The 19,794-nt window shown below is 67.3% G+C and carries 16 protein-coding genes; 9 read left to right on the forward strand and 7 right to left on the reverse strand.

The window, feature by feature from the left end; genetic code table 11:
* Positions 1–17 precede the first annotated feature (17 nt).
* Complete coding sequence (locus tag ROV95_RS12140; protein ID WP_312544578.1) at positions 18–854, forward strand: OmpA family protein; 837 nt, start codon at positions 18–20, stop codon at positions 852–854.
* Positions 855–1,000: 146 nt separating this feature from the next.
* Positions 1,001–1,264 (forward strand): hypothetical protein, encoded by a 264-nt coding sequence (locus ROV95_RS12145; RefSeq protein ID WP_006450485.1) that lies wholly within the window; start codon positions 1,001–1,003, stop codon positions 1,262–1,264.
* 86 nt (positions 1,265–1,350) lie between these two features.
* On the opposite strand, the gene ROV95_RS12150 is transcribed toward ROV95_RS12145, so the two are convergent.
* A complete protein-coding gene (locus tag ROV95_RS12150) occupies positions 1,351–2,205 on the reverse strand; it encodes a class I SAM-dependent methyltransferase (protein ID WP_312544579.1) in 855 nt (284 codons plus the stop codon).
* Positions 2,206–2,240: 35 nt separating this feature from the next.
* Between ROV95_RS12150 and ROV95_RS12155 the strand changes: the two genes are divergently transcribed.
* Positions 2,241–2,648, forward strand: coding sequence for a MerR family transcriptional regulator (locus tag ROV95_RS12155; protein WP_019659950.1), 408 nt, complete (start codon positions 2,241–2,243; stop codon positions 2,646–2,648).
* Between the two features lie 72 nt (positions 2,649–2,720).
* Here the strand turns inward: ROV95_RS12155 and ROV95_RS12160 are convergent, their stop codons facing one another.
* From ROV95_RS12160 to ROV95_RS12170, 3 genes are all read right to left on the reverse strand, one after another.
* Positions 2,721–3,437 (reverse strand): MgtC/SapB family protein, encoded by a 717-nt coding sequence (locus ROV95_RS12160; RefSeq protein WP_021204279.1) that lies wholly within the window; start codon positions 3,435–3,437, stop codon positions 2,721–2,723.
* A 128-nt stretch (positions 3,438–3,565) separates the two neighbouring features.
* A complete protein-coding gene (locus tag ROV95_RS12165) occupies positions 3,566–5,338 on the reverse strand; it encodes a chloride channel protein (RefSeq protein ID WP_312544581.1) in 1,773 nt (590 codons plus the stop codon).
* A gap of 62 nt (positions 5,339–5,400) precedes the next feature.
* Positions 5,401–7,482, reverse strand: a complete 2,082-nt coding sequence (locus ROV95_RS12170; protein WP_312544582.1) for a TonB-dependent siderophore receptor — start codon at positions 7,480–7,482, stop codon at positions 5,401–5,403.
* A 131-nt stretch (positions 7,483–7,613) separates the two neighbouring features.
* Here ROV95_RS12170 and ROV95_RS12175 point away from each other — a divergent pair, with 131 nt between their 5' ends.
* Entirely contained in the window at positions 7,614–8,534 is a 921-nt protein-coding gene (locus ROV95_RS12175; RefSeq protein ID WP_312544584.1) for a M14 family metallocarboxypeptidase, read from the forward strand.
* Positions 8,535–8,602: 68 nt separating this feature from the next.
* Here ROV95_RS12175 and ROV95_RS12180 read toward each other — a convergent pair whose 3' ends face one another.
* The gene (locus ROV95_RS12180) at positions 8,603–9,454 is read right to left on the reverse strand and encodes a LysR family transcriptional regulator (RefSeq protein ID WP_312544586.1); all 852 of its coding nucleotides are present in this window, start codon (positions 9,452–9,454) and stop codon (positions 8,603–8,605) included.
* Between the two features lie 151 nt (positions 9,455–9,605).
* On the opposite strand from ROV95_RS12180, the gene ROV95_RS12185 reads away from it, so the two are divergent.
* From ROV95_RS12185 to betT, 4 genes are all read left to right on the forward strand, one after another.
* The gene (locus ROV95_RS12185; protein ID WP_134735563.1) at positions 9,606–9,959 is read left to right on the forward strand and encodes an SMR family transporter; all 354 of its coding nucleotides are present in this window, start codon (positions 9,606–9,608) and stop codon (positions 9,957–9,959) included.
* Complete coding sequence (locus ROV95_RS12190; RefSeq protein ID WP_134731558.1) at positions 9,959–10,282, forward strand: SMR family transporter; 324 nt, start codon at positions 9,959–9,961, stop codon at positions 10,280–10,282. Before ROV95_RS12185 ends, ROV95_RS12190 begins: the two co-directional genes overlap by 1 nt.
* A 96-nt stretch (positions 10,283–10,378) precedes the next feature.
* Positions 10,379–10,759, forward strand: coding sequence for a VOC family protein (locus ROV95_RS12195; protein WP_058982339.1), 381 nt, complete (start codon positions 10,379–10,381; stop codon positions 10,757–10,759).
* A 183-nt stretch (positions 10,760–10,942) separates the two neighbouring features.
* Positions 10,943–12,922, forward strand: a complete 1,980-nt coding sequence (gene betT / locus ROV95_RS12200) for a choline BCCT transporter BetT (protein WP_312544589.1) — start codon at positions 10,943–10,945, stop codon at positions 12,920–12,922.
* A gap of 107 nt (positions 12,923–13,029) precedes the next feature.
* On the opposite strand, the gene ROV95_RS12205 is transcribed toward betT, so the two are convergent.
* Together ROV95_RS12205 and ROV95_RS12210 are read right to left on the reverse strand one after the other, a co-directional pair.
* Positions 13,030–15,657 (reverse strand): TonB-dependent receptor, encoded by a 2,628-nt coding sequence (locus ROV95_RS12205; RefSeq protein ID WP_312544590.1) that lies wholly within the window; start codon positions 15,655–15,657, stop codon positions 13,030–13,032.
* 334 nt (positions 15,658–15,991) lie between these two features.
* Positions 15,992–16,969 carry a zinc-binding dehydrogenase gene (locus ROV95_RS12210; RefSeq protein ID WP_312544591.1) on the reverse strand — a complete coding sequence of 326 codons (978 nt, stop codon included), beginning with the start codon at positions 16,967–16,969 and terminating at the stop codon, positions 15,992–15,994.
* A 431-nt stretch (positions 16,970–17,400) separates the two neighbouring features.
* Between ROV95_RS12210 and ROV95_RS12215 the strand changes: the two genes are divergently transcribed.
* Complete coding sequence (locus ROV95_RS12215) at positions 17,401–19,764, forward strand: ribonucleoside-diphosphate reductase subunit alpha (protein WP_312544592.1); 2,364 nt, start codon at positions 17,401–17,403, stop codon at positions 19,762–19,764.
* Positions 19,765–19,794 lie beyond the last annotated feature (30 nt).

Below are 19,794 nucleotides of genomic sequence, written 5' to 3' on the forward strand. Positions count from 1 at the left end.
TCTACAGGGGGAATGACATGAAACAGCATCGTATCGCCCGCGCCGGCCAACATGCCGCTACGCTGGGCCTTATCCTGGGGATGGGCCTGCTGGCCGCCTGCCGCAGCCATGCGCCGGCCACCGACGGTCCTGCCGAAGCCACCGTCGTGCAGTTCCCTGAGGCCTCCAGGGCCTCGTTGAAGGAAGGCATCTATCCGGACGTCGCCGACCTGCGCCGCTTCGCGCCGGGCATGAGCAAGCGGCAGTTGTACACGCTGCTGGGCACGCCGCATTTCAATGAAGGCATGTGGGGCGTGCGCGAGTGGAACTACCTGTTCAACTTCCGCACCGCGCAGGGCGCGGAGTACTTCACCTGCCAGTTCCAGGTCCGCTTTGACAGCAAGGGCATTGCCCAGGTGGGGTACTGGAAGCCGGAATCGTGCGCGGCCGTGCTGGAGCCGCCGCGGCCACCGGCCCCGCCGGCACCGGCACCGCTGCCAGAACAGCCGCTGCGGCTGTCTGCCGACGCGCTGTTCGGCTTCGACAGCGCTGTACTCAGCGCCGAGGGCCAGCAGGCGGTGCAGGGCATCCTGGCGCAGGTGCGTGAAGCCGCACAGGTGCAGTCGATCCGGGTGACCGGCTACACCGACCGTATCGGCAGTGCCAGCTACAACCAGACCCTGTCGCAGCGCCGCGCCGAGGCCGTGCGCAGCGCGCTGGTGCAGGGCGGCGTGCCTGCAGCCAGCATCAGCGCCGAAGGACGCGGCGCGGCCGAGCCGATCGTGCAGTGCGAGCAGCGCAATCGGCGCGCGCTGATCGCCTGCCTGGCGCCAAACCGCCGCGTGCAGATCGCCGGAGTGGCACAGCCGCGCTGAAATTCCCTCACCGGGGCCAGGCCCCGGTCCCGAGTCCCCCCTGACCGCCGGCAGGCGTGGCAACGTCTCCCCCGTCGTCCACGCCTGCCTGCGGCTCAGGTCTTCTAACGGTGCACGCGATGAACGCTCAATTCCTGCCTCTTTCCATGAAGACGGAAACCACACTCAGCGTGTACGGCCAGCTCGGCAACCATGCCGTGGTACGCATTCCGGGGCGGCGCCTGCCAGGCCTGATCCTGCAGGCCGATACCGTGGCCGGGTTCCTTGCCCAGCTGCAGGAGGCCCAGGCCTGCCTGCGCAGCGGCCGCGCGCAGCGTACCGATGCGGAGCTGGACATGCTGATCGACGTGCTACAGCAGTGGTATGCGTTGATCGAATCTCGTCTGGCCGACGCCGGTGAGGCGCTGTAGACGACAAAAGGGGACGGAGGGGATTAAGTCGTTTCCGGCACGACACGGACATGGACGACTTAATCCCCTCCGTCCCCTTTTCTGTGTCATGCGCGTGCGCGGATCAACCAGCAGGCAGCACCCACGCGGACCCGATCGCCCTCGATGAATGGTGTGAATGCTGCCAGCGCCTGGTCGCGCAGCCCGGCGGCCTCCGCTTCGGGCAGCGCCCGCAGCGCCTGGCCCACCGGGCCCAGCTGGCCGACGTAGGTCGGCAGCTCATCGCGTGCGATCGAACACGGAAGGTCCACCGCAACCACCTCCACATCCTTCCAGCCGGCAGCCTGCAACAGGCGCTGCACGCGTTGGCCATCTGCGAAGGCGAACTGTCCCGGGGCACCGGGTGCGCGCGGCGGAAGCTCAAGCGCATCGCCGATCGCGCGCTCGGCCGTGGTCATGAATGGATTCTCGTCAGCGCTGCGCCAGGCAATGAAACGCAGGCCGGCACCGGGCCGCGTGGCGCGGCGCAGGTTGACGAAGGCGGCCTCGGTATCTTCGAAGAACATCACGCCCAACCGAGATTGGATCCAGTCGAAGTGCGCGGTGGGCAACGGATGCTGCTGTGCGTCGGCGACGATGAAGTCTGCGTCCAGCCCTGCCGCCTCGGCGCGTTGACGGGCCAGCGCCAGCATCGGCGCGGAGATGTCCAGGCCGGTGCAGTGCGCCGACGGGCGTGCGGCGGCTGATGCCAGCAGGCTGGCCCCGGTACCGCAGCCGATGTCGAGCAGTTGCGTGACGGTTTCCGGAAGTTCGGCCACGAGCAGGTCGGCCATCGGCTGGAACAGGCCATCGAGAATGGCCTGCTGCGCAACCCAGACCTGGCCGCCAGGGCCGTTCCACAGGGCGTTCTGATCAAGGGGGGGGTGCTGGCCATGGCCTTGCCTCGGTGGGTAGTTGCCCATAGGTTGGCGCTTGAAGGTCACTTGAGGTCAAGCCCGTGCGCGAACTGGATATTGGCGAGGTGGTCAAGCGCAGCGGCGTGCCGGCCTCGACCCTGCGCTACTACGAACAACTTGGGCTGCTGCAGGCACTGGGCCGTCGCGGCCTGCGCCGGCAGTACGACGAGCAGGTGCTGGAACGGCTCGCGTTGATCGGCCTCGGCCAGGCGGCCGGTCTGTCGCTGCAGCAGATCGGGGCATCGCTGCCACTGCAGCGCGGGTGCATCTCCTTGGACCGGGAGGCCCTGCTGGCGCAGGCCGATGTGCTGCAGCGGCAGATCACCCGGCTGCAACGGGTGCGCCGGCACCTGCAACGCGCGGCGGCCTGCCCGCAGGCGGAGGACGCCCGGAAGTGCGGTTCGTTCCAGAAACTGCTGCGTGCGCAGCAGCGCATGGCGGGTCGGTGAGAGAAGCATCCACGCATGGCGTGGATCTACTTCACCACGACCTCGGTAGATCCACGCCATGCGTGGATGGAATCAATCGCGGGTACTGACTTCCCAGGTGGCATGCAGCACGCCCGGCACCTGCTCCATCCGTGCCAGCACCACGTCCAGTTCATCGGCACTCACCGCCGTACTGACCAGCACCGCGATCACATCGGTGGGCGCGTCGGCATGCTCGACCAACTGCACATCGCCCACCGGATACTGCGCTGCTTCCAGCGCGTCGACCAACCGCTCGCGCACGCGCGGCACGGCTTCGGCATCCACGCTCAGGCGCACTTCGTAGGTCGCCTCGGTGGCGGCCTCATTGATCGGAATGCGGTTGATCGCATTCACCAGCGGCCGCAGCAGGGTGTTTCCGGCGATGATCAGCACGGTCAGCAGCACGCCTTCGGCCAGCATGTCCGCGCCGGTGCAGCTGCCGACCGCCGCAGAGCACCACAGGGTGGCGGCGGTGTTCAGGCCGCGCACGTTCATGCCTTCCTTCATGATCACGCCGGCGCCAAGGAAGCCGACGCCGGAGACCACGTAGGAGATCACCCGCACCGCCTCGGCGCTGCCGGCGATGCGCATGCCCAGGTCGACGAAGGCAGCCGCGCCGACGGCCACCAGCACGTTGGTGCGCAGGCCGGCGGTGCGCTGCCGGTACTGGCGTTCGGCGCCGATCAGCGTGCCCAGTACGAAAGCGGCCAGCAGGCTGACCACGGTGTCGGCGAAGGGACCGGCCTGGAAGGTCTCAATAAAGCGCATGGCCGGAGTCTACCCGGTTGAGGTGACAGTAGATCCACGCCATGCGTGGATTTCCAGCGGTCCACGCCACGCGTGGTTAGTCAGCGTGCCCGAAACGACTTAATCCCCTCCGTCCCCTTTTTGCGGGGTCAGTCGGTGTCCTCGACGCGCTCGCCCATCAGTTCGCGCTGGCGCTTGTCCAGTTCCTCGGCGTAGCGCTTGCGCACGAAGGTTTCGGAGACGACGCCCAGCACCTGGCCGTCGGCGCCGACCACCGCCAGTTCGTCGGCCTGGGTCTGGTCGAAACGCTGCATCACGCTGACCACGTCCGCGGCCGGCGACAGTGAAACGTCACGGTTCTCGGCCAGTTCGCCGATCAGGGTTTCCGGCTTCACGCCATCGCCGTAGACCCGTGGAATCTGCACGATGCCGGCATAGTGGCCCTCGCTGTCGATCAGGATCACCCGGGTGCCCGAGCCCAGCGGGAAGCGCTGGCGGAACGCGGCGGCATCGAGATCGGCCGGGGCGGTCGCCACGCCCTTGCGCATCAGCCGGCCGGCGTTGAGGTTCTGCACCCAGCCCACGTCGCGGGCGCTCTTGATGGTCTCGCCGCGCAGGTGCATGCGCCAGGTCGAGAACGAGTAGCCGAACCACTGCCGCACCAGCGTGCTGGACACCAGTACCGCGCTCATCACCACGCTGGTCAGCAGGAAATCGTGCGTGCCTTCCAGCACCAGCATGGCCATGGTCATCGGCGCGCCAACGACGGCGGCGGCCAGTGCGGCCATGCCGGCCAGCGCGGCCGAGGTGGCGTCGATCACCGGAACGCCGGTGGCCATGCCCAGCAGTCCGGCGAACAGCGTGCCGACCAGGGTGCCCATGAACAGCGAGGCGAAGAACAGGCCGCCACGGAAGCCGAAGCCCAGCGAGATGCCCGAGGCCAGGCACTTCAGGGTCAACAGGCCGCCGATCCAGATCAGCGGCAGGTGCGTGGTCAGGTCCAGATGCAGGGCGCCGTGGCCGGACGACAGCACCTGCGGGCTGGCCAGTGCCAGTGGAATCAGCAGCAGCCCACCCACCACCGGCCGTCCCCACGCGGGCAGGGGGCTGCGCTTGACCGTGCCTTCGATCGAGGCGATCAGCCGCATGATGGCGATGCCGACCATCGCGCAGCAGCAGCCCAGCAGGCCGTAGATCGCGTAGTCGGCGGCGCGCACGTCGATGGTCGAGGCCGCTGGCAGTAGATAGGCTTCGATGCCGGCCTGGTCGGCCACGAACGCACCGGCCAGCGCTGCGACGGCCACCGGTGCCAGCGCAGCGGGGGTGTAGGCGCCGATGACGATCTCGAAGGCGTAGAACGCACCGGCCAGCGGCGCACCAAACGCAGCGGCGATGGCACCGGCGGCACCGGCACCGACCAGGATGCGCACGTCGTTGCGACGCAGGCGCATCACCCGGCCCAGCTGCGAGCCGCTGCCCGCGCCCATCTGCGTATACGAAGCCTCAAGGCCGACCGACGCGCCGCAGCCGTTGGACAGCAGGGTCTGGGTCAGCACGATCAGGTTGTCGCGCATCGACATGCGGCCGCCGTGCAGCGCATTGGCTTCCACCGCATCGAGCAGTGGCCGTTTCAGTCGCGTCGCCGCCAGGCTGACCAGGCCGACCAGCAGTCCGCCCAGTGGCAGCACCAGTAGCGCGGTCCAGGTCAGCGAGGGCAGGGAGCTCAGCCGCATGCCGTCGTCCAGCCCATACAACGTGCCCTGCAGCCAGCGCGCGATGCCCGACTGCAGCAGGGTCAGGTAGCCGGCGATCAGGCCAACCAGCAGCGCCAGCGCGATGAACCACAGGTCGCTGCCGCGCAGCCGTAGGCGCAGGCCCTGGAAGGCCAGATGCAGGCGCGATGGCGAAACGGGCGAAGACATGGTGGCGGCATGATACGCCGCCACCGTGAGCGCCACCGTCACCGCATCGGGTGGCTACCGCCTCAGAAGCGGTAGCGGCCCTGCACGTAGAACGTGCGCGGCGCGGCCACCATGCGGCCGGCGTTGCCATCAACGTTGCGGGTGTACCAGCGCTTGTCGGCCAGGTTGTTCACGCCCAGTGCAATCTCGCTGTCACCCAGGCCCGGCACCTGCCAGGCCACCTGCGCGTTCCACAGGCGCACGCCCGGCACGCGACCCACGCGCGCATCGGCGGTTTCTTCCCAGGTGTTGGCGGCATCGGAGAACTGGCCGCTCTGGTGGGTGCTGGAGACATTGAAGGTCCAGCCGGCCAGCGCGTAGCGGGCGCCCACGCTGTCAGTGTCGCGCGAGTAGAAGGGCACGTCCAGGCCACGGTTGTCGCCGGACTGCTGGATCGCCTTGGTCCAGGTGTAGTTGGCGTACAGCTCCAGCCCGGCCAGCGCGCCGTCCTCGGCGAAGTGGTACTCCAGTGCGCTCTCCACACCCTTGTGGTCGGTGGCACCGATGTTCTGGAAGGTGGGCGGGGTGATGCCCGGCACCTGCAGGATCTGGTTGTCGAAGCGCATCTTGAACACGGTCACTTCCGCGCGCAGTGTCCCCTCTTGCCAGCGTGCGCCCAGCTCGGTGGTCTTGGCCACTTCCGGGTTCAGCGGATTGCTGGCGGTCTGCGAATTGAGCTGGATGTTCTGTACCGGTCCGAACGAGGTGGTGTAGTTGCCGAACACGGTCAGCTGCGGAGTCAGCAGGTAGGCGATGTTGATCGAGGGCAGGGCCTTGTCGTTGCGGCTGCTGAAGGTCGCCGTGCCTCCGGCCTGGCGGCGGTCCATGTCGATCCATTCCATGCGCACGCCCGGCGTGATCCGCCACTGGCCGATCGCAATGCGGTCGTCGATGTAGAAGGCGTGCGCGTCGGTGGCGTTGTCGAAGCGGGTGGTGGCACTGGCCGCGCCGGTGCGGCGGGCGACGGTGTAGCTGCGGTCGTTGCCGCGCTCGCGCAGGAAGCGGTAGCCGGCGGTGATGTCATGCACCGCGCTGCCCCAGTGCAGGCGCCGGGTATAGCGCGGCTCGATGCCAAGCACGCGGTAGTCGCGCGGCTGCACGGTCAGCTGGGTATTGGCGGCGTTGATCAGCGAGCTGGCTCGGCTGCTTTCGTTGTAATAGGCCAGTACCTCGAACTCGCTGTTGGCCGACAGCGTGTTGGTGTAGGCCAGGTCGACGCCGGTGCGGTGGCCCTTCCAGAAATCGGTGGGGCGGGTGTTCTGGAACGGATCGGCCTCGTACTGGTTGCGGGTCAGGCCGCCCGGGGTCAGCGAGCGCACATCGTAGTAGGACAGCTTGGCGCGCAGTTCCTGCTGCGCATCGATGGCGTAGGCGAACTTCAGCGCGAGATCATTGAAGCGGTCATCGCTGCCCCGGCGCCAGCCGCGGCCGTCCTGGCCGGAGTAGAGCAGGGCGGCGCCCAAGCCGTTGTCGCCGGTGCCGCCGAGGAAGGCGTTGTACTGGGCGCTGTCGCCGCCGCCATGGTCGTAGGCGGTGTAGCGCACGCCGGCTTCGCCGTGCAGGCCGGCCTCGGTGGGAATGGCGCGGGTGCTGAAGTTGATGATGCCACCGACGTTCTGCGGTCCGTAGCGCACCGCGCCGCCGCCGCGCACCACGTCGATCGACTCGATGTTGGACAGGCTGGTCGGCGCGAACGACAGCTGTGGCTGGCCATACGGCGCCACCGCCAGCGGCACGCCGTCCAACAGGACGGTCGAGCGCGGCGAGTAGCGCCCGGTGAGGCCGCGCACGCCGATGTTCAGCGACACCGAACTGCCAGCGGTGCCGGAGTTGTCGGTGACCTGCACACCCGGAATACGGCGCATGGCATCGCCGATGCTGGCCGCGCCGCTGGCCTCGATGCGCTGGCGGTCGACCACGGTGCGCGCGCCGGCAAAGCGCTTGACGCTGTCATGCAGGCCGGTACCCAGCCAGCTGCCGGAGACCTGGATGCTGTCCAGCGTGGTGGCGCCGTCCTGGGCGAAGGCACGGGTGGTCGGGAGCAGGCACAGGGCGAGGGCGGCGGCCAAGGGCAGGCGGGCCGGTTGCAGGGCGAGGATGGGCATCGGTGCAGGCTGCGGAAGGTCGTAAATGAGAATTATTGCTGATTCCATTCGCTATTGGAATGCGCCTCCGGTTCATGCCGATGCCCCGGTGATAGAGTGGGCGATTGCTTACTGACCCGCTGAGATCTGCCATGTCCCAAGCCGCTTTCTACCCCGTCGGAACCCCTGGCCAGCCGTGGGGAGCGGCGGAACGGGAGGTGTGGCGTGGCCGCCAGCAGCGCCTGCGTCGCTATGACGAGGAGGTGCTGCCCCGCATCGAGGCGCTGGCTTCGCGCTTCGACAAGGTGGCCTATGGCCAGCTCGACTACGCTGGCGAGACCTACACTCTGTTCGCCCTGCGCAGCCGCGATTGGAACCCGGCGCTGCCGGCTGCCCTGGTTACCGGTGGCGTGCACGGTTATGAGACCAGCGGCGTGATGGGCGCGCTGGAATTCCTCGAAAAGCACGCCGCCGACTACGCCGGCAAGGCCAATCTGCTGGTGGCACCGTGCGTGAATCCGTGGGGCTTCGAGCGCATCAACCGCTGGAACTTCGATGCGATCGACCCGAACCGCAATTTCCGCGCCGATGGCCCGGCCCGCGAGTCGACCGCGCTGATGGAGCTGATCGCACCGATCAAGGACCAGTTCGTGCTGCACATCGACCTGCACGAGACCACCGACAGCGACGAGAGCGAGTTCCGCCCGGCGCTGGCCGCGCGTGACGGCAAGCCGTTCGAGCCGGGCCTGATTCCCGATGGCTTCTACTTGGTGGACGACAGCGAGAACCCGCAGGCGGCGTTCCAGCAGGCAGTCATCGCCGCGGTGGAGAAGGTCACCCACATCGCGCCGGCCGACGACAAGGGCGAGATCATCGGTTCGCCGGTGGTGGCCCACGGCGTGATCGAGTATCCGCTGGTGAAGCTCGGACTGTGCGCGGGCATCACCGGTGCGAAGTTCACCACCACCACCGAGGTCTACCCGGACAGCCCACGGGCGACCCCGCAGCAGTGCAACGACGCACAGGTGGCGGCGGTGTGCGCGGCGCTGGATTACGCGCTCGCCCATCGTTGACCGGTAGTGCCGGCCGCTGGCCGGCAACCACGCGACAACAGGATTGCCGGCCAGCGGCCGGCGCTACCTCACCCCAACGCGTCGGCCCACCACAGCGCCGCTGGCCCCGGCGGCGTGTCGCGGCGCCACAGCAGGTCGCTGTGGATGCGCCGTGGCCACCCGGGCAGGGTCAGTTCCACCAGTTGCCCGCGGTCGTAGCGCCGCACCAATGCGCGGGGCAGCTCGGCCCAGCCGATGCCATCCTCGGCCATCTCCATCACCATCAGGTAGTCGGTGGCGGTCCACGCCAGCCCGGTAACCGCCCGCGCATGGTCGACCTCCGCGCTCAATCGCACCTGCCGGTACCGTGCCAGCTGGGAAGCTGCGCGACGGCCGGCGTCGGCCAGCGCATGGTCGCGCGCCACATACACCGACAGTTCGCTGTGATGGGCCAACGGCCGTGCCACCAGACCATCCGGGTAGCTTTCCTGGCGCGGCAGCAGGCCCAGCGCGGCGCGACCACTGCCGACCAGTTCCAGCACGTCTTCGCCTTCGGCATCCAGCCATTCCAGTTCGATCTCGGGGAACGCTTCGGCAAAGCGCTGCAACACGCGCTGCTCCGGATCGAGCTGATACACGTCGGAGAACACCACGGTCAGCCGCGCTTCGACCGGGGCGGCCAGCCGCACGCTCAACTGCTGCAGGCGGGTATCGGCGGCGAGGATTTCCTGGGCATGGGCGAGCACCTGGCGCCCGGCTTCGGTCAGCTGCGGGTAGCGTCCACTGCGGTCGAACAGGCTGACGCCCAGGTCCGCCTCCAGGTGGGCGATGGCGGTGCTGACCGTCGATTGGGTCTTGCGCAGGCGACGCGCCGCCGCCGAGAACGATCCGAGCGCGGCCGCTTCGACGAACGCCTGCAGGGATTCAGGGGAATAGGGCATTGATCCATCGCTCCTATCGATGGTATCCATTTTGAATCGACCGTAAAAGGCGATGATACTGTCCGCCGTCGCCCCCTGTCTGCGGGGCATCCACGCATGGCGTGGATCTACTGAGGGCGGGGCGCTGTCCGCGTCCCGCAAGGAGTTTCACATGTCCCGTACTGTTCCCGCCCGTGGCGCGCTGGTCGCCTGGGCCTGCCTGACCGTGGCGATCGTTGCCGAAGTGGTCGGCACCTCGTTCATGGCCCATGCCGCCCGCGATGGTGGCTGGACTGGCTACCTGATCATGGCCGGCGCGCTGGCGTTGTCCTACTTCTTCCTGGCGCAGTCGGTGCGCCGCATTGCTGTGGGCGTGGCCTACGCGGTGTGGGAAGGCCTGGGCCTGACCCTGCTGACCGTGGTCGGCCTCACCGTGTTTGGCGAGAGTCTGTCGCTGCAGCAGCTGGCCGGCCTGATGCTGGCCGTGGCCGGCATCGTCTGCGTCACCCTCGGGGAGGCGCACTGATGAATACCCTGGCCCTGTTTTTCGTGATCTGCTCGGCGCTGATCGACGTCGCCGCCAACATGATGGTGGCCAAGTCGGAAGGCTTCCGCCGCTGGCGCTGGGGTGTCGGCGCGGTCGTCATGGTCTGGATCGCCTTCGCCCTGCTGGGCCAGGCGGTGCGCTACATGGACCTGGCCACCGCCTATGCGATGTGGGGTGCAATCGGCGTGATCGGTACCGCCACTTGCGGCCGCGTTTTGTTCGGCAACCGCCTGCGGCCGATCGGCTGGGTTGGCATCGCCCTGGTCACGGCGGCGGTACTGCTGCTCAGCACCGCCAAGTAGCTGCACGCCTTGTCGCGAGCTGGGCGGCGATTGTGCAGCGATTTGCGAAGTCGCCCCTGCTCATCGACACTGCGGTTTTCCACATGGAGTGCCCGCATGTTCAGCCACATCACCGTAGGAACGAACGACATGGAGGCCGCGCGTCGCTTCTACGACGCCCTGTTCGCCGCGATGGGGGCACGTGCGGGCGTATTCGACGAGAAGGGACGGCTGCTGTACTTCAAGGATGGGCGGATGTTCGGTGTAACCGCGCCGATCGATGGGCAGCCAGCGTGCCATGCCAACGGTGGCACCATCGGTTTCAGTCTGGGCAGTGCAGAGGCCGTGCGTGCCTGGCAGGAAGCTGGCGTGGCTCACGGTGGTACCGCCATCGAAGATCCCCCCGGCGTCCGCAACATGTCCGGTCGGCAGGTGTTCCTGGCCTATCTGCGTGACCCGGATGGCAACAAGCTGTGTGCGGTGCATGTGATGTCGTGATTGGACAGGACGCGCGTGGCCGCACCGCAGCCCGCGCGGCCAAGGTTGCGCTCCGGCGCGCGCGTGATAACACGGAATGGTGGGCCGGGCCTGTGACCACAGGCCGCAACTTCATGCTCTGTCCACTGCGGTTCAGCCAGAATCGGTCGGCTAACCCTTTGATCTACCGGAGAACGCCGCCCCATGGATGTACTGGAGCCGCAACAATCCCCGGTGCGCACCCTTCGGCCTGTGTTCGCCTTCGCGGCGATCGTTGTCGTGGCGTTCGCGCTGTTCGTCAGCCTGTTCCCGCTGGGGGCAGGCCGCCTTCTGCTGAAGGCACAGGACTGGGCCGCTCTCAACGTCGGCTGGTATTACCTGCTGGCGATGACCCTGTACCTGGTGTTCGTGGTGGGCGTGGCGCTGTCCAAGTACGGTGGCATCAAGCTCGGTGCCGACCATGACGAGCCGGAGTTCAGTTACCTCTCCTGGGCCGGCATGCTGTTCGCTGCAGGCATCAGCATCACCCTGTTCTTCTTCTGCGTATCCGAACCGCTGACCCACTACCTGCAGCCGCCGCAGGGCGATCCGGCCGCAGGCGAGGCTGGCGCGCGCCAGGCCATGCAGCTGCTGTTCCTGCACTGGGGCCTGCACGGCTGGGGCGTGTTCGCGCTGGCGGCGATGGCGATGGCCTACTTCGCCTATCGCCACAACCTGCCACTGGCGCTGCGCTCGGCGCTGTACCCGCTGATCGGCAAGCGCATCAATGGCCCGATCGGCTACACCGTGGATGCGCTGGGCATCGTCGCCACCGTATTCGGCATCGGTGCCGACATGGGCTTCGGTGTGCTGCACCTCAATGCCGGCCTCTCGCACCTGTTCGACATTCCGCACTCCAACCTGGTGCAGATCATCCTGGTGGTCAGCATGATGGGCGCGGCCGTGGCCGTGGCCGTGTCCGGCGTCGAGAAGGGCGTGCGCTGGATGGCCAACATCAACATGCTGTTGGCGATCGCGCTGGTGCTGTTCATGCTGTTCGCCGGGCCGACGCAGTACCTGTTCAGCACGCTGATGCAGAACCTGGGCGACTACCTGGGCAGCGTGGTCGGCAAGAGTTTCGATGTGTACGCCTATGGCGGCCGACCGGAATGGCTGGGCGGCTGGACGGTGTTCTACTGGGCCTGGTGGATCGGCTGGGCACCGTTCGTCGGCCTGTTCATCGCGCGCATCTCACGTGGCCGCACCATCCGCGAATTCGTGTTCGGGGTGCTGCTGATCCCGCTCGGCTTCACCCTGGCCTGGCTGTCGATCTTCGGCAACAGCGCGCTGGACCAGGTGCTGCACCACGGCCAGCAACAGTTGGCGCAGCTGGCGGTGGATGATCCACCGACCGTGCTGTATGCGCTGCTGGACGGCTACCCCTGGAGCCGCGCGGTGATCACGGTGACAGTGCTGGTCAGCTTCATCTTCTTCGTGACCTCGGCCGACTCGGGGGCGGTGGTGTTGTCCACGCTGTCCTCGCATGGCGGTGCGCCGGAGGATGATGGTCCGCGTTGGCTGCGCGTGTTCTGGGGCACGGTGATCGCGGTGCTGACCGCCGGGTTGCTGCTGGCCGGCAGCATCGATGCGCTGAAGTCGGCGGTGGTGCTGGCGTCGTTGCCGTTCTCGGCGATCCTGTTGTTGATGATGTGGGGGCTGACCCGCGCCTTCAGTGACGAGTCGCACCGCAAGCGCGCGCTGCAATACCGGCCGTCGCCGTTGATCGGCGATGATCGCCATCATCAGGGCTGGCGCCAGCGCCTGAGCCAGGCCATGCACTTCCCGGTGCGCGACCAGGTCTACCGCTTCATGGATGACACGGTGAAGCCGGCGATGGAGGCGGTGGCCGAGCAGCTGCGCGGGCAGGGTTGGGATGTATCCACCCGCTTCGAGGCCGGCGACATGGAGCTGACGGTGAACCACGGCGAGCAGCAGGACTTCCTGTACCGGGTGATCCTGAGCGGCTACCTGACCCCGTCGTTCGCCGCGCAGCAGTTGCGCAACCAGCGTTACTACCGCGCCGAGGTGCACCTGTTCGAAGGCAGCCAGGACTACGACCTGGTGGGCTACAGCCGCAAGCAGATCATCAACGACATCATCAGCCAGTACGAACGGCACCTGCAGTTCCTGCACCTGAGCCGGTGATGCGGTGGGTGCGGACCGTTGGTCCGCACCCCCTGTAGAGCCGAGCCCGCGCCCGGCTCCTCGGTGTCGGAAGAGCAGCCGAGCATGGCTCGGCTCTACAGTGGCAATCAGAACCTGTAACGAGCGCCCAGCGAGACGAACTGTCCGCGCAGGTTGTACTGGCTGATGTCGAAACCGTTGGAGCCACCGGCGGGGTCGAACGGCGGGTCCTTGTCGGTCAGGTTCAGCACCGACAGCGACAGCGTGGTGTTGGGAATACCTTCGTACGCTACGTACAGGTCCAGCTGGTGATACGGCTTGATGCGGTCGCGCAGGCCCGGGTTGCTGGTTGCCGTCGCCACACGCTGGTCGTAGCCACTCACGTACTGCAGGCTCAGCGTACTGCTCCAGTCGCCCACCGCCCAGTTCAACGAGGTGGTGCCGCGGGTACGCGGCAGCGCGCCGTGGCGGTTGTTGCCGGCGCCGTCATACGGTGCCTGCCCAGCCACCAGCGGCTGCTTGAAGCTGAGCAGGTGGGTCCAGCTGCCGGCCACGGTGAAGTTGCCCCAGCCGTCGGTACGGAAGGTGCGGCTGGCGTCCAGATCCAGCCCCGAAGTGGTCAACTCCCCTTGGTTGGCGTACTGGTTGGTGATGAACTGGATGCGTCCCTGCGCATCACGTTGCACGCGGCCCGGGAACAGGGTCGGGTTGTCGACGATGAACTGCGCGCTGTCCGGCTTGACCAGGTTGTCCTGCTCGATGCGGTACCAGTCCAGGCCGATGCTGGTATCGCCATCCGGCGACCACACCGCACCCAGGTTGAAGTTGCGCGAGCGCTCCGCCTTCAGATCCGGGTTGCCGGTGCGGATGTTGGTCACGCCACGGCTGCCGCCCGGTTGCAGCGGATCCAGCGGATCGATCACCGAGCCGTAGCTGACGGTCTGGCCCGGCGCGATCTCCGGCAACGAGGGCGCGCGGAACCCGCGCGAGAACGAGCCACGCAGCAGCAGGCTGTCCAACGGCTGCCAGCGCAGCGCCACCTTCGGCGAGAACGCCTTGCCGAAGTCATCGTAGTGATCGCCGCGGCCGGCCACCTGCAGCTCCAACGTGCGGTGCAGTGGCACGCTCAGTTCGGCATAGGCGGCACTGACCTGGCGCTCGCCGTTGACCACGTTGATGGCCGGGCGCAGTTCGGTGCCCGACAGCACCTGCGCGCTGGTGCGCGCATCCAGCGATTCCTTGCGGAACTCCGCACCCCAGGCAAAGCCGACCGTACCGGCGGGCATCTCCCACAGCGAGGTCGAGGCCTTCACGTTCAACGCGTGCAGCTTGTACCAGCCCGGACGCTTGGTCTGCAGGCGCAGTGCATCCAGCGCGCCCGGCGTGCTGGACGGGTTGAGGAAGTTGTAGCTGCCATCGCGCAGGATCTGCTCGAACGCATAGCGATTGACGAAGTTGTCGACGTACTCGCGCTGTGCACTCTGCGAGGTCAGCGCTGCCACTTCCCAGTCCCAGCGTTCGCCGCTGCCGCGCACGCCCGCCAGGGCACGGTAGAACACCTGGGTGTTGTCCTTCAGGCGCGGGCCGAGGTCGAAGAAGGTGTACTCGAACGGCAGTGGCGTGCTGCCCGGGTTGTTGGGATGGCCGACCGGCAGCACCGCCGGCACGTCGATCAGCGTGCCGCTGGCCGGGTTGTAGGCACGCAGGCCAGGGCCAACGGTCAGCGGCGCACTGAAGATCTGGTCGGCTTTGTTGTGGCTGTACAGCACGTCGGCGAACGCTTCGACACTGTCATTGAAGCGGTAGGTCGCGCTCAACGACGCCTGCAGGCGCTCGGCGCCGGGCTGCAGGGTCTTGAACGGCTGCGCGTTGAAGGCGCAGGCCTGGCCGGGCAGGGTGCTGCCGAAATCGCTGTAGGGACGCAGCTGACTGCCATCCGGGCAGTTGGCGAACGGTTGCGGCGCGCGCGGGTTGGACAGCCAATTGCCACCGGCGGTGGACCAGCCGGCCAGGCGTCCGCCGGGCTTGTCGCGGAAATCGCCGCTGCGGGTATAGGCGCGCTGGTCGGCGTCGAGGCGATCACGCTTGAGCAGGTCCAGCCCGAACAGCACGTTCCAGCCCTGCTGCTCCAGGTCGCCGAAGCCGGCCAGCAGGTTGGCCTTGCGTTCGTCCAGGCCGCCCTGTGTGGCGGTACCGAAGCCGCCGCCCACTTCCAAGCCCTGGAAGTTCCTGCGCAGGATGATGTTGATGACACCGGCGATGGCGTCGGAGCCATACACCGCCGAGGCGCCGTCCTTCAGCACTTCGATGCGTTCGACCGCGCTGATCGGCAGCGCGTTGAGGTCGACGAAGGTGTCCTGGGTATTGAGCGCGAAGCCGAAGTTGGACACGCGGTAGCCGTTGACCAGCACCAGTGTGTTCTTCGGCGACAGGCCACGCAGGCCGATCGAGGCCGAGCCGGCGGCGAAGCTGCCGGTGTACTGCTCGTCGAAGCTGTTGCCGGCATTGGCCGACAGGTTGCGCAGCACGTCGGTGAGGGTGGAGCGGCCGGTCTGCTCGATCTGTTCGCGGCTGACGATCTGCACCGGGTTGGGCCCGGCGGTATCGCTGCGCTTGATGTTGGAACCGGTCACCAGCACGGTGCCGAGGGTGGTGCTGTCCTTGCCGGTGTCGGCGGATTCAGCGGCGCCGGCAGCGCCGGCGGTGAGGCCCAGCGCGATCGCGCCGGCAAGCAGGTTCAGGGTGGTGCGGTACATGGAAGCGACAACGCCGAACGGGGGAGGAGCCGTCAGTACCGCACGCAGGCACGTGCGCCTTCCAATGACGAAAGCGCATTCAGTTATATATCACAGGTTCTTAACGAAAGTCGGTGCCTCCGTTGGAGCAGACCCACTCGGTGGGTGCGGCACCGATCTTTGGTGGGTGCGGACCGTTGGTCCGCACACCCCTGCAGAGTCAGAGCCCTTTCCCTGTGGAAAGAAGCCTCATACCCCCGCGCTACGCGCGAGAGTCGACTGACAGTCGACTCTACCGGGACTGCGCCACCACCGGGGCAGCGCCATTACCGGGGCAGCGCCATCCGCTGAGGCATCAAGGCCGCAGCAACACCTTGCCGTTACGGCCCGAACCGGCGCCGGCCTTCGCTGCCTGGGCGATGTCGTCCAGTGCGAAGATCTGCTCCACCGGCAGGGTCAGTTCGCCGCTCGCCGCACGCTTCAGCAGTTCACCCACCAGCCGGCGCTTGTCCTCCACGGCCATCGCCTGGCTGACCTTGCTGCCCCAGAAGCCCTTCACCGTGGCCTCCTTGTAGATCAGGCCGCCGGCCGGGATGCGCATCGGTTCGCCGCTCATCACCCCGAACGACACCAGCGTGCCGTGGTGGCCGAGCAGGTCGACAAGGTCACCGCTGGCATCACCGCCGATGGAATCCACCGCGGCCGCGGCCTGTGCTTCGCCGGTCGCTTCACGCACGCGATCCTTCCAACCATCCACCGAGGTGTCGAACACATGATCGACGCCCAGCGCCCGCAACTGCGCGACCGCATCGGCATTGCGCACCAGGTTGGCTACATGCACGCCACGCGCCCGCGCCAGCATCGCCAGCGACTTGCCCACCGCGCCGTTGGCGGTGTTCTGCACGATCCACTGGCCCGCCTCGACGCGCAGGAACTCCAGCAGCATCAGCGCGCTCAGCGGCATGGCGATCAGCTGCGCGGCCATTTCGTCGGGGATCGCCTCCGGCATCGGAATCACCATGCGTGCCGGCGCGATGAAGGCCTCGGCCCAGGTACCGTGCACCGAGGCGGCGGCTACCCGCTGGCCGATCTGCAGGCCGTCCACGCCATCGCCGAGTGCATCGACCACGCCCAGTGCTTCACTGCCACCGATCGCCGGCAATGTCGGCTTGTACCCGTAGAGGCCACGCACGGTCAGCAGGTCGTGGTTGTGGATCGAGGCCAGCACGGTGCGGATGCGCACCTCGCCGGGGCCGGGCTCGGGCAGGGCGGCATCGGCAATGGCGAGGACGTCGGCCGGGTTGCCGAAGGAGGGGTACTGGGCAGCGCGCATGGGCGGTGTTCCGGGGAAAGTGGATGTTGTACCGAACTGGGGCCGCAGGGGCTGTCGACAAGGCGCCGCAGCTGCAACACGGCATCCTGCGACTGATCGTCGCGACATGTGCTGATTACCGCATCTTGTGTTGACGGTTCGAGATATCCCCACTATGTTGTGGCCGTCACTCCCGGTCAGCCGCCGCCGCCGGACATGCAGCAAACGTCCCGCGGCCCGCCCCTGAAGGCTTGCCGTGTCGACGCGGCCGCCATCGTGCGGACGCAGGTCGCCCCCACGGCCCGGATACCGGCCGCAGGCGCAGGCAGATGCCGACGACCTACGTTCCCGTGCCCTGGCAATCCACCCGTTCGCCCCGTGCGCCGGTATCGCGTCCAGGGCCGCCATGGCATCGACCGCCAACGCGCGTGCGAGCCTGGAGTTTCACCACCATGACCGACAGTACCTTCCGCGTGGCCGATCTGGCCGGCGCCGGCGACGCCTTGCGCGCCGGTGGCGAGCGCGTGCCGACCTGGATCACCAAGGAGGCCGGCAACCGCCGCCTGCCGTTCGAGGCCGAGCGCCTGCAGCGCAGCATCGACGCCGTGCATGCCGAGTTCCCGCAGCTGGACGTGAGCGACTATCGCCGCGTGGTGCAGGCGATGGTCGAGCGCAAGCCCAGCCTCAGCGCCGATGACCTGGTCGATCTGTTGATCCGCGAGGCCGAATCGCGCGTGGACCTGGTCGCGCCCGAGTGGGAACAGTTCGCTGCGCGCATCTACCTGCGCCGCCTGTACAAGCGTGCCAGCCGCAACCGCTTCTACGATGTCAGCCTGAAGTACGGCTCCTACGTAGGCCTGCAGGAAAGCCTGGCTGACCGCGGCATCTACAGCAACGACATCCTGCGCTGCTATTCCAAGGAAGAGCTGCAGCAGGCCGGTGAGATGATCGATCCGGAACGCGACCGCCTGTTCGCCTACAACGGCCTGTACCTGCTGGCCACGCGCTATCTGGCCAGCGACCGCAGCCGCGAGGTCTATGAACTGCCGCAGGAGCGCTGGCTGACCATTGCGCTGTACCTGATGCAGGAGGAAAAGCCGCGCGAACGCCGCATGCAGCTGGTTGGCGAGGCGTACTGGGCGCTGTCCAACCTGTACATGACCGTGGCCACGCCGACGCTGGCAAATGCCGGCAAGGTGGGCGGCCAGCTGTCCAGCTGCTTCATCGACACGGTGGACGACAGCCTGCAGGGCATCTATGACTCCAACACCGATATCGCGCGCGTGTCCAAGCACGGCGGCGGCGTCGGCGCCTACCTGGGCTATGTGCGCAGCAGCGGCGCGCCGATACGGGGCGTGGCCAATTCCTCCGGCGGCGTGGTGCCGTGGATCAAGCAGCTCAACAACACCGCGGTGTCGGTCGACCAGCTTGGCCAGCGCAAGGGCGCGGTGGCGGTGTACCTGGACATCTGGCATCGCGATATCGAGGCCTTCCTGGATCTGCGCCTGAACAACGGCGACCAGCGCCTGCGCGCGCACGATGTGTTCACCTCGGTCTGCGTGCCCGACCTGTTCATGGAAGCGGTCGAGCGCCGCGCCGACTGGTACCTGTTCGACCCGCACGAGGTGAAGCAGGCCAAGGGCTGGTACCTGCAGGACTTCTACGATGAGACGCGCGGCGCGGGCAGCTTCCGCGACCGCTATGCCGAACTGGTGGCCGACGAGCGCATCAGCCGCCGCACGGTGAAGGCGATCGATCTGTTCAAGCGGATCATGCTCAGCCAGTTGGAGACCGGCAATCCGTTCCTGTTCTACCGCGACGAGGTCAACCGCCGGAACCCCAACAAGCACGCGGGCATGATCTATTCCAGCAACCTGTGCACCGAGATCCTGCAGAACATGAGCCCGACGCGGATGATCCAGGAGATCGTCAGCGGCGACCAGATCGTCACCACGCGCCGCGCCGGTGACTTCGTGGTCTGCAATCTGTCTTCGATCAACCTCGGCCGGGCAATCAGTGCGCCGGATGACCTGCTGGCCACCGATGTGCTGGAGCGCCTGATCCCGATCCAGGTGCGCATGCTCGACAACGTGATTGACCTCAACGCGCTGCCGGTGCCGCAGGCCACCATCACCAACCGCAAGTACCGCGCCATCGGCCTGGGCACGTTCGGTTGGCACCACCTGCTGGCGCAGCAGGCGATCCAGTGGGAGTCACCGGATGCCGAGGATTTGGCCGACCGTCTCTACGAGCGCATCAACTTCCTGACCATCCAGGCCAGCGCGCAGCTGGCGAAGGAGAAGGGCAGCTATCCGATGTTCACCGGCAGCGATTGGCACAACGGGCGTTACTTCCGTGACCGCGACTACACTGGCGCCGCATGGGACAGCCTGGCCCGCGAGGTCGCCACGCACGGCCTGCGCAACGGCTGGCTGCTGGCGGTGGCGCCGAACATGAGCACCGCGCAGATTGCAGGCTCCACGGCCTCGATCGACCCGATCTACAGCGCGTTCTACTACGAGGAAAAGAAGGACTTCCGGCGGCCGGTGGCGGCGCCGGGCCTGTCGCTGGAAACCTGGCCGTACTACGAGAAGGGTGCCTACAAGGTCGACCAGTTCGCCAGCGTGCGCCAGAACGCCCGCCGCCAGCGCCATGTCGACCAGTCGATCAGTTTCAACCTGTACGTACCCAGCACCATCCGCGCCAGCACGCTTCTGGAGCTGCATCTGACGGCCTGGCGCGAAGGGCTGAAGACCACCTACTACGTGCGCTCCAACGACATCGACATCAGCGAATGCGAGTGGTGCGCCAGCTGACCATCCACGGTAGCGCCGGGCCACGCCCGG

The sequence above is a fragment of the Stenotrophomonas maltophilia group sp. msm1 genome (genome assembly GCF_032025805.1).
In the GTDB taxonomy this organism is placed as follows: Bacteria; Pseudomonadota; Gammaproteobacteria; order Xanthomonadales; family Xanthomonadaceae; genus Stenotrophomonas; species Stenotrophomonas hibiscicola.

What these genes read in the sequence shown, in the direction of transcription:
- ROV95_RS12205 (WP_312544590.1), bottom strand. Translation starts at nt 15,657, where the DNA reads ATGTACCGCACCACCCTGAACCTGCTTGCCGGCGCGATCGCGCTGGGC.
- ROV95_RS12170 (WP_312544582.1), bottom strand. Translation starts at nt 7,482, where the DNA reads ATGCCCATCCTCGCCCTGCAACCGGCCCGCCTGCCCTTGGCCGCCGCC.
- ROV95_RS12165 (WP_312544581.1), bottom strand. Translation starts at nt 5,338, where the DNA reads ATGTCTTCGCCCGTTTCGCCATCGCGCCTGCATCTGGCCTTCCAGGGC.
- ROV95_RS12140 (WP_312544578.1), top strand. Translation starts at nt 18, where the DNA reads ATGAAACAGCATCGTATCGCCCGCGCCGGCCAACATGCCGCTACGCTG.
- ROV95_RS12185 (WP_134735563.1), top strand. Translation starts at nt 9,606, where the DNA reads ATGTCCCGTACTGTTCCCGCCCGTGGCGCGCTGGTCGCCTGGGCCTGC.
- betT (WP_312544589.1), top strand. Translation starts at nt 10,943, where the DNA reads ATGGATGTACTGGAGCCGCAACAATCCCCGGTGCGCACCCTTCGGCCT.
- ROV95_RS12150 (WP_312544579.1), bottom strand. Translation starts at nt 2,205, where the DNA reads ATGGGCAACTACCCACCGAGGCAAGGCCATGGCCAGCACCCCCCCCTT.
- ROV95_RS12210 (WP_312544591.1), bottom strand. Translation starts at nt 16,969, where the DNA reads ATGCGCGCTGCCCAGTACCCCTCCTTCGGCAACCCGGCCGACGTCCTC.
- ROV95_RS12160 (WP_021204279.1), bottom strand. Translation starts at nt 3,437, where the DNA reads ATGCGCTTTATTGAGACCTTCCAGGCCGGTCCCTTCGCCGACACCGTG.
- ROV95_RS12145 (WP_006450485.1), top strand. Translation starts at nt 1,001, where the DNA reads ATGAAGACGGAAACCACACTCAGCGTGTACGGCCAGCTCGGCAACCAT.
- ROV95_RS12190 (WP_134731558.1), top strand. Translation starts at nt 9,959, where the DNA reads ATGAATACCCTGGCCCTGTTTTTCGTGATCTGCTCGGCGCTGATCGAC.
- ROV95_RS12180 (WP_312544586.1), bottom strand. Translation starts at nt 9,454, where the DNA reads ATGCCCTATTCCCCTGAATCCCTGCAGGCGTTCGTCGAAGCGGCCGCG.
- ROV95_RS12215 (WP_312544592.1), top strand. Translation starts at nt 17,401, where the DNA reads ATGACCGACAGTACCTTCCGCGTGGCCGATCTGGCCGGCGCCGGCGAC.
- ROV95_RS12175 (WP_312544584.1), top strand. Translation starts at nt 7,614, where the DNA reads ATGTCCCAAGCCGCTTTCTACCCCGTCGGAACCCCTGGCCAGCCGTGG.
- ROV95_RS12195 (WP_058982339.1), top strand. Translation starts at nt 10,379, where the DNA reads ATGTTCAGCCACATCACCGTAGGAACGAACGACATGGAGGCCGCGCGT.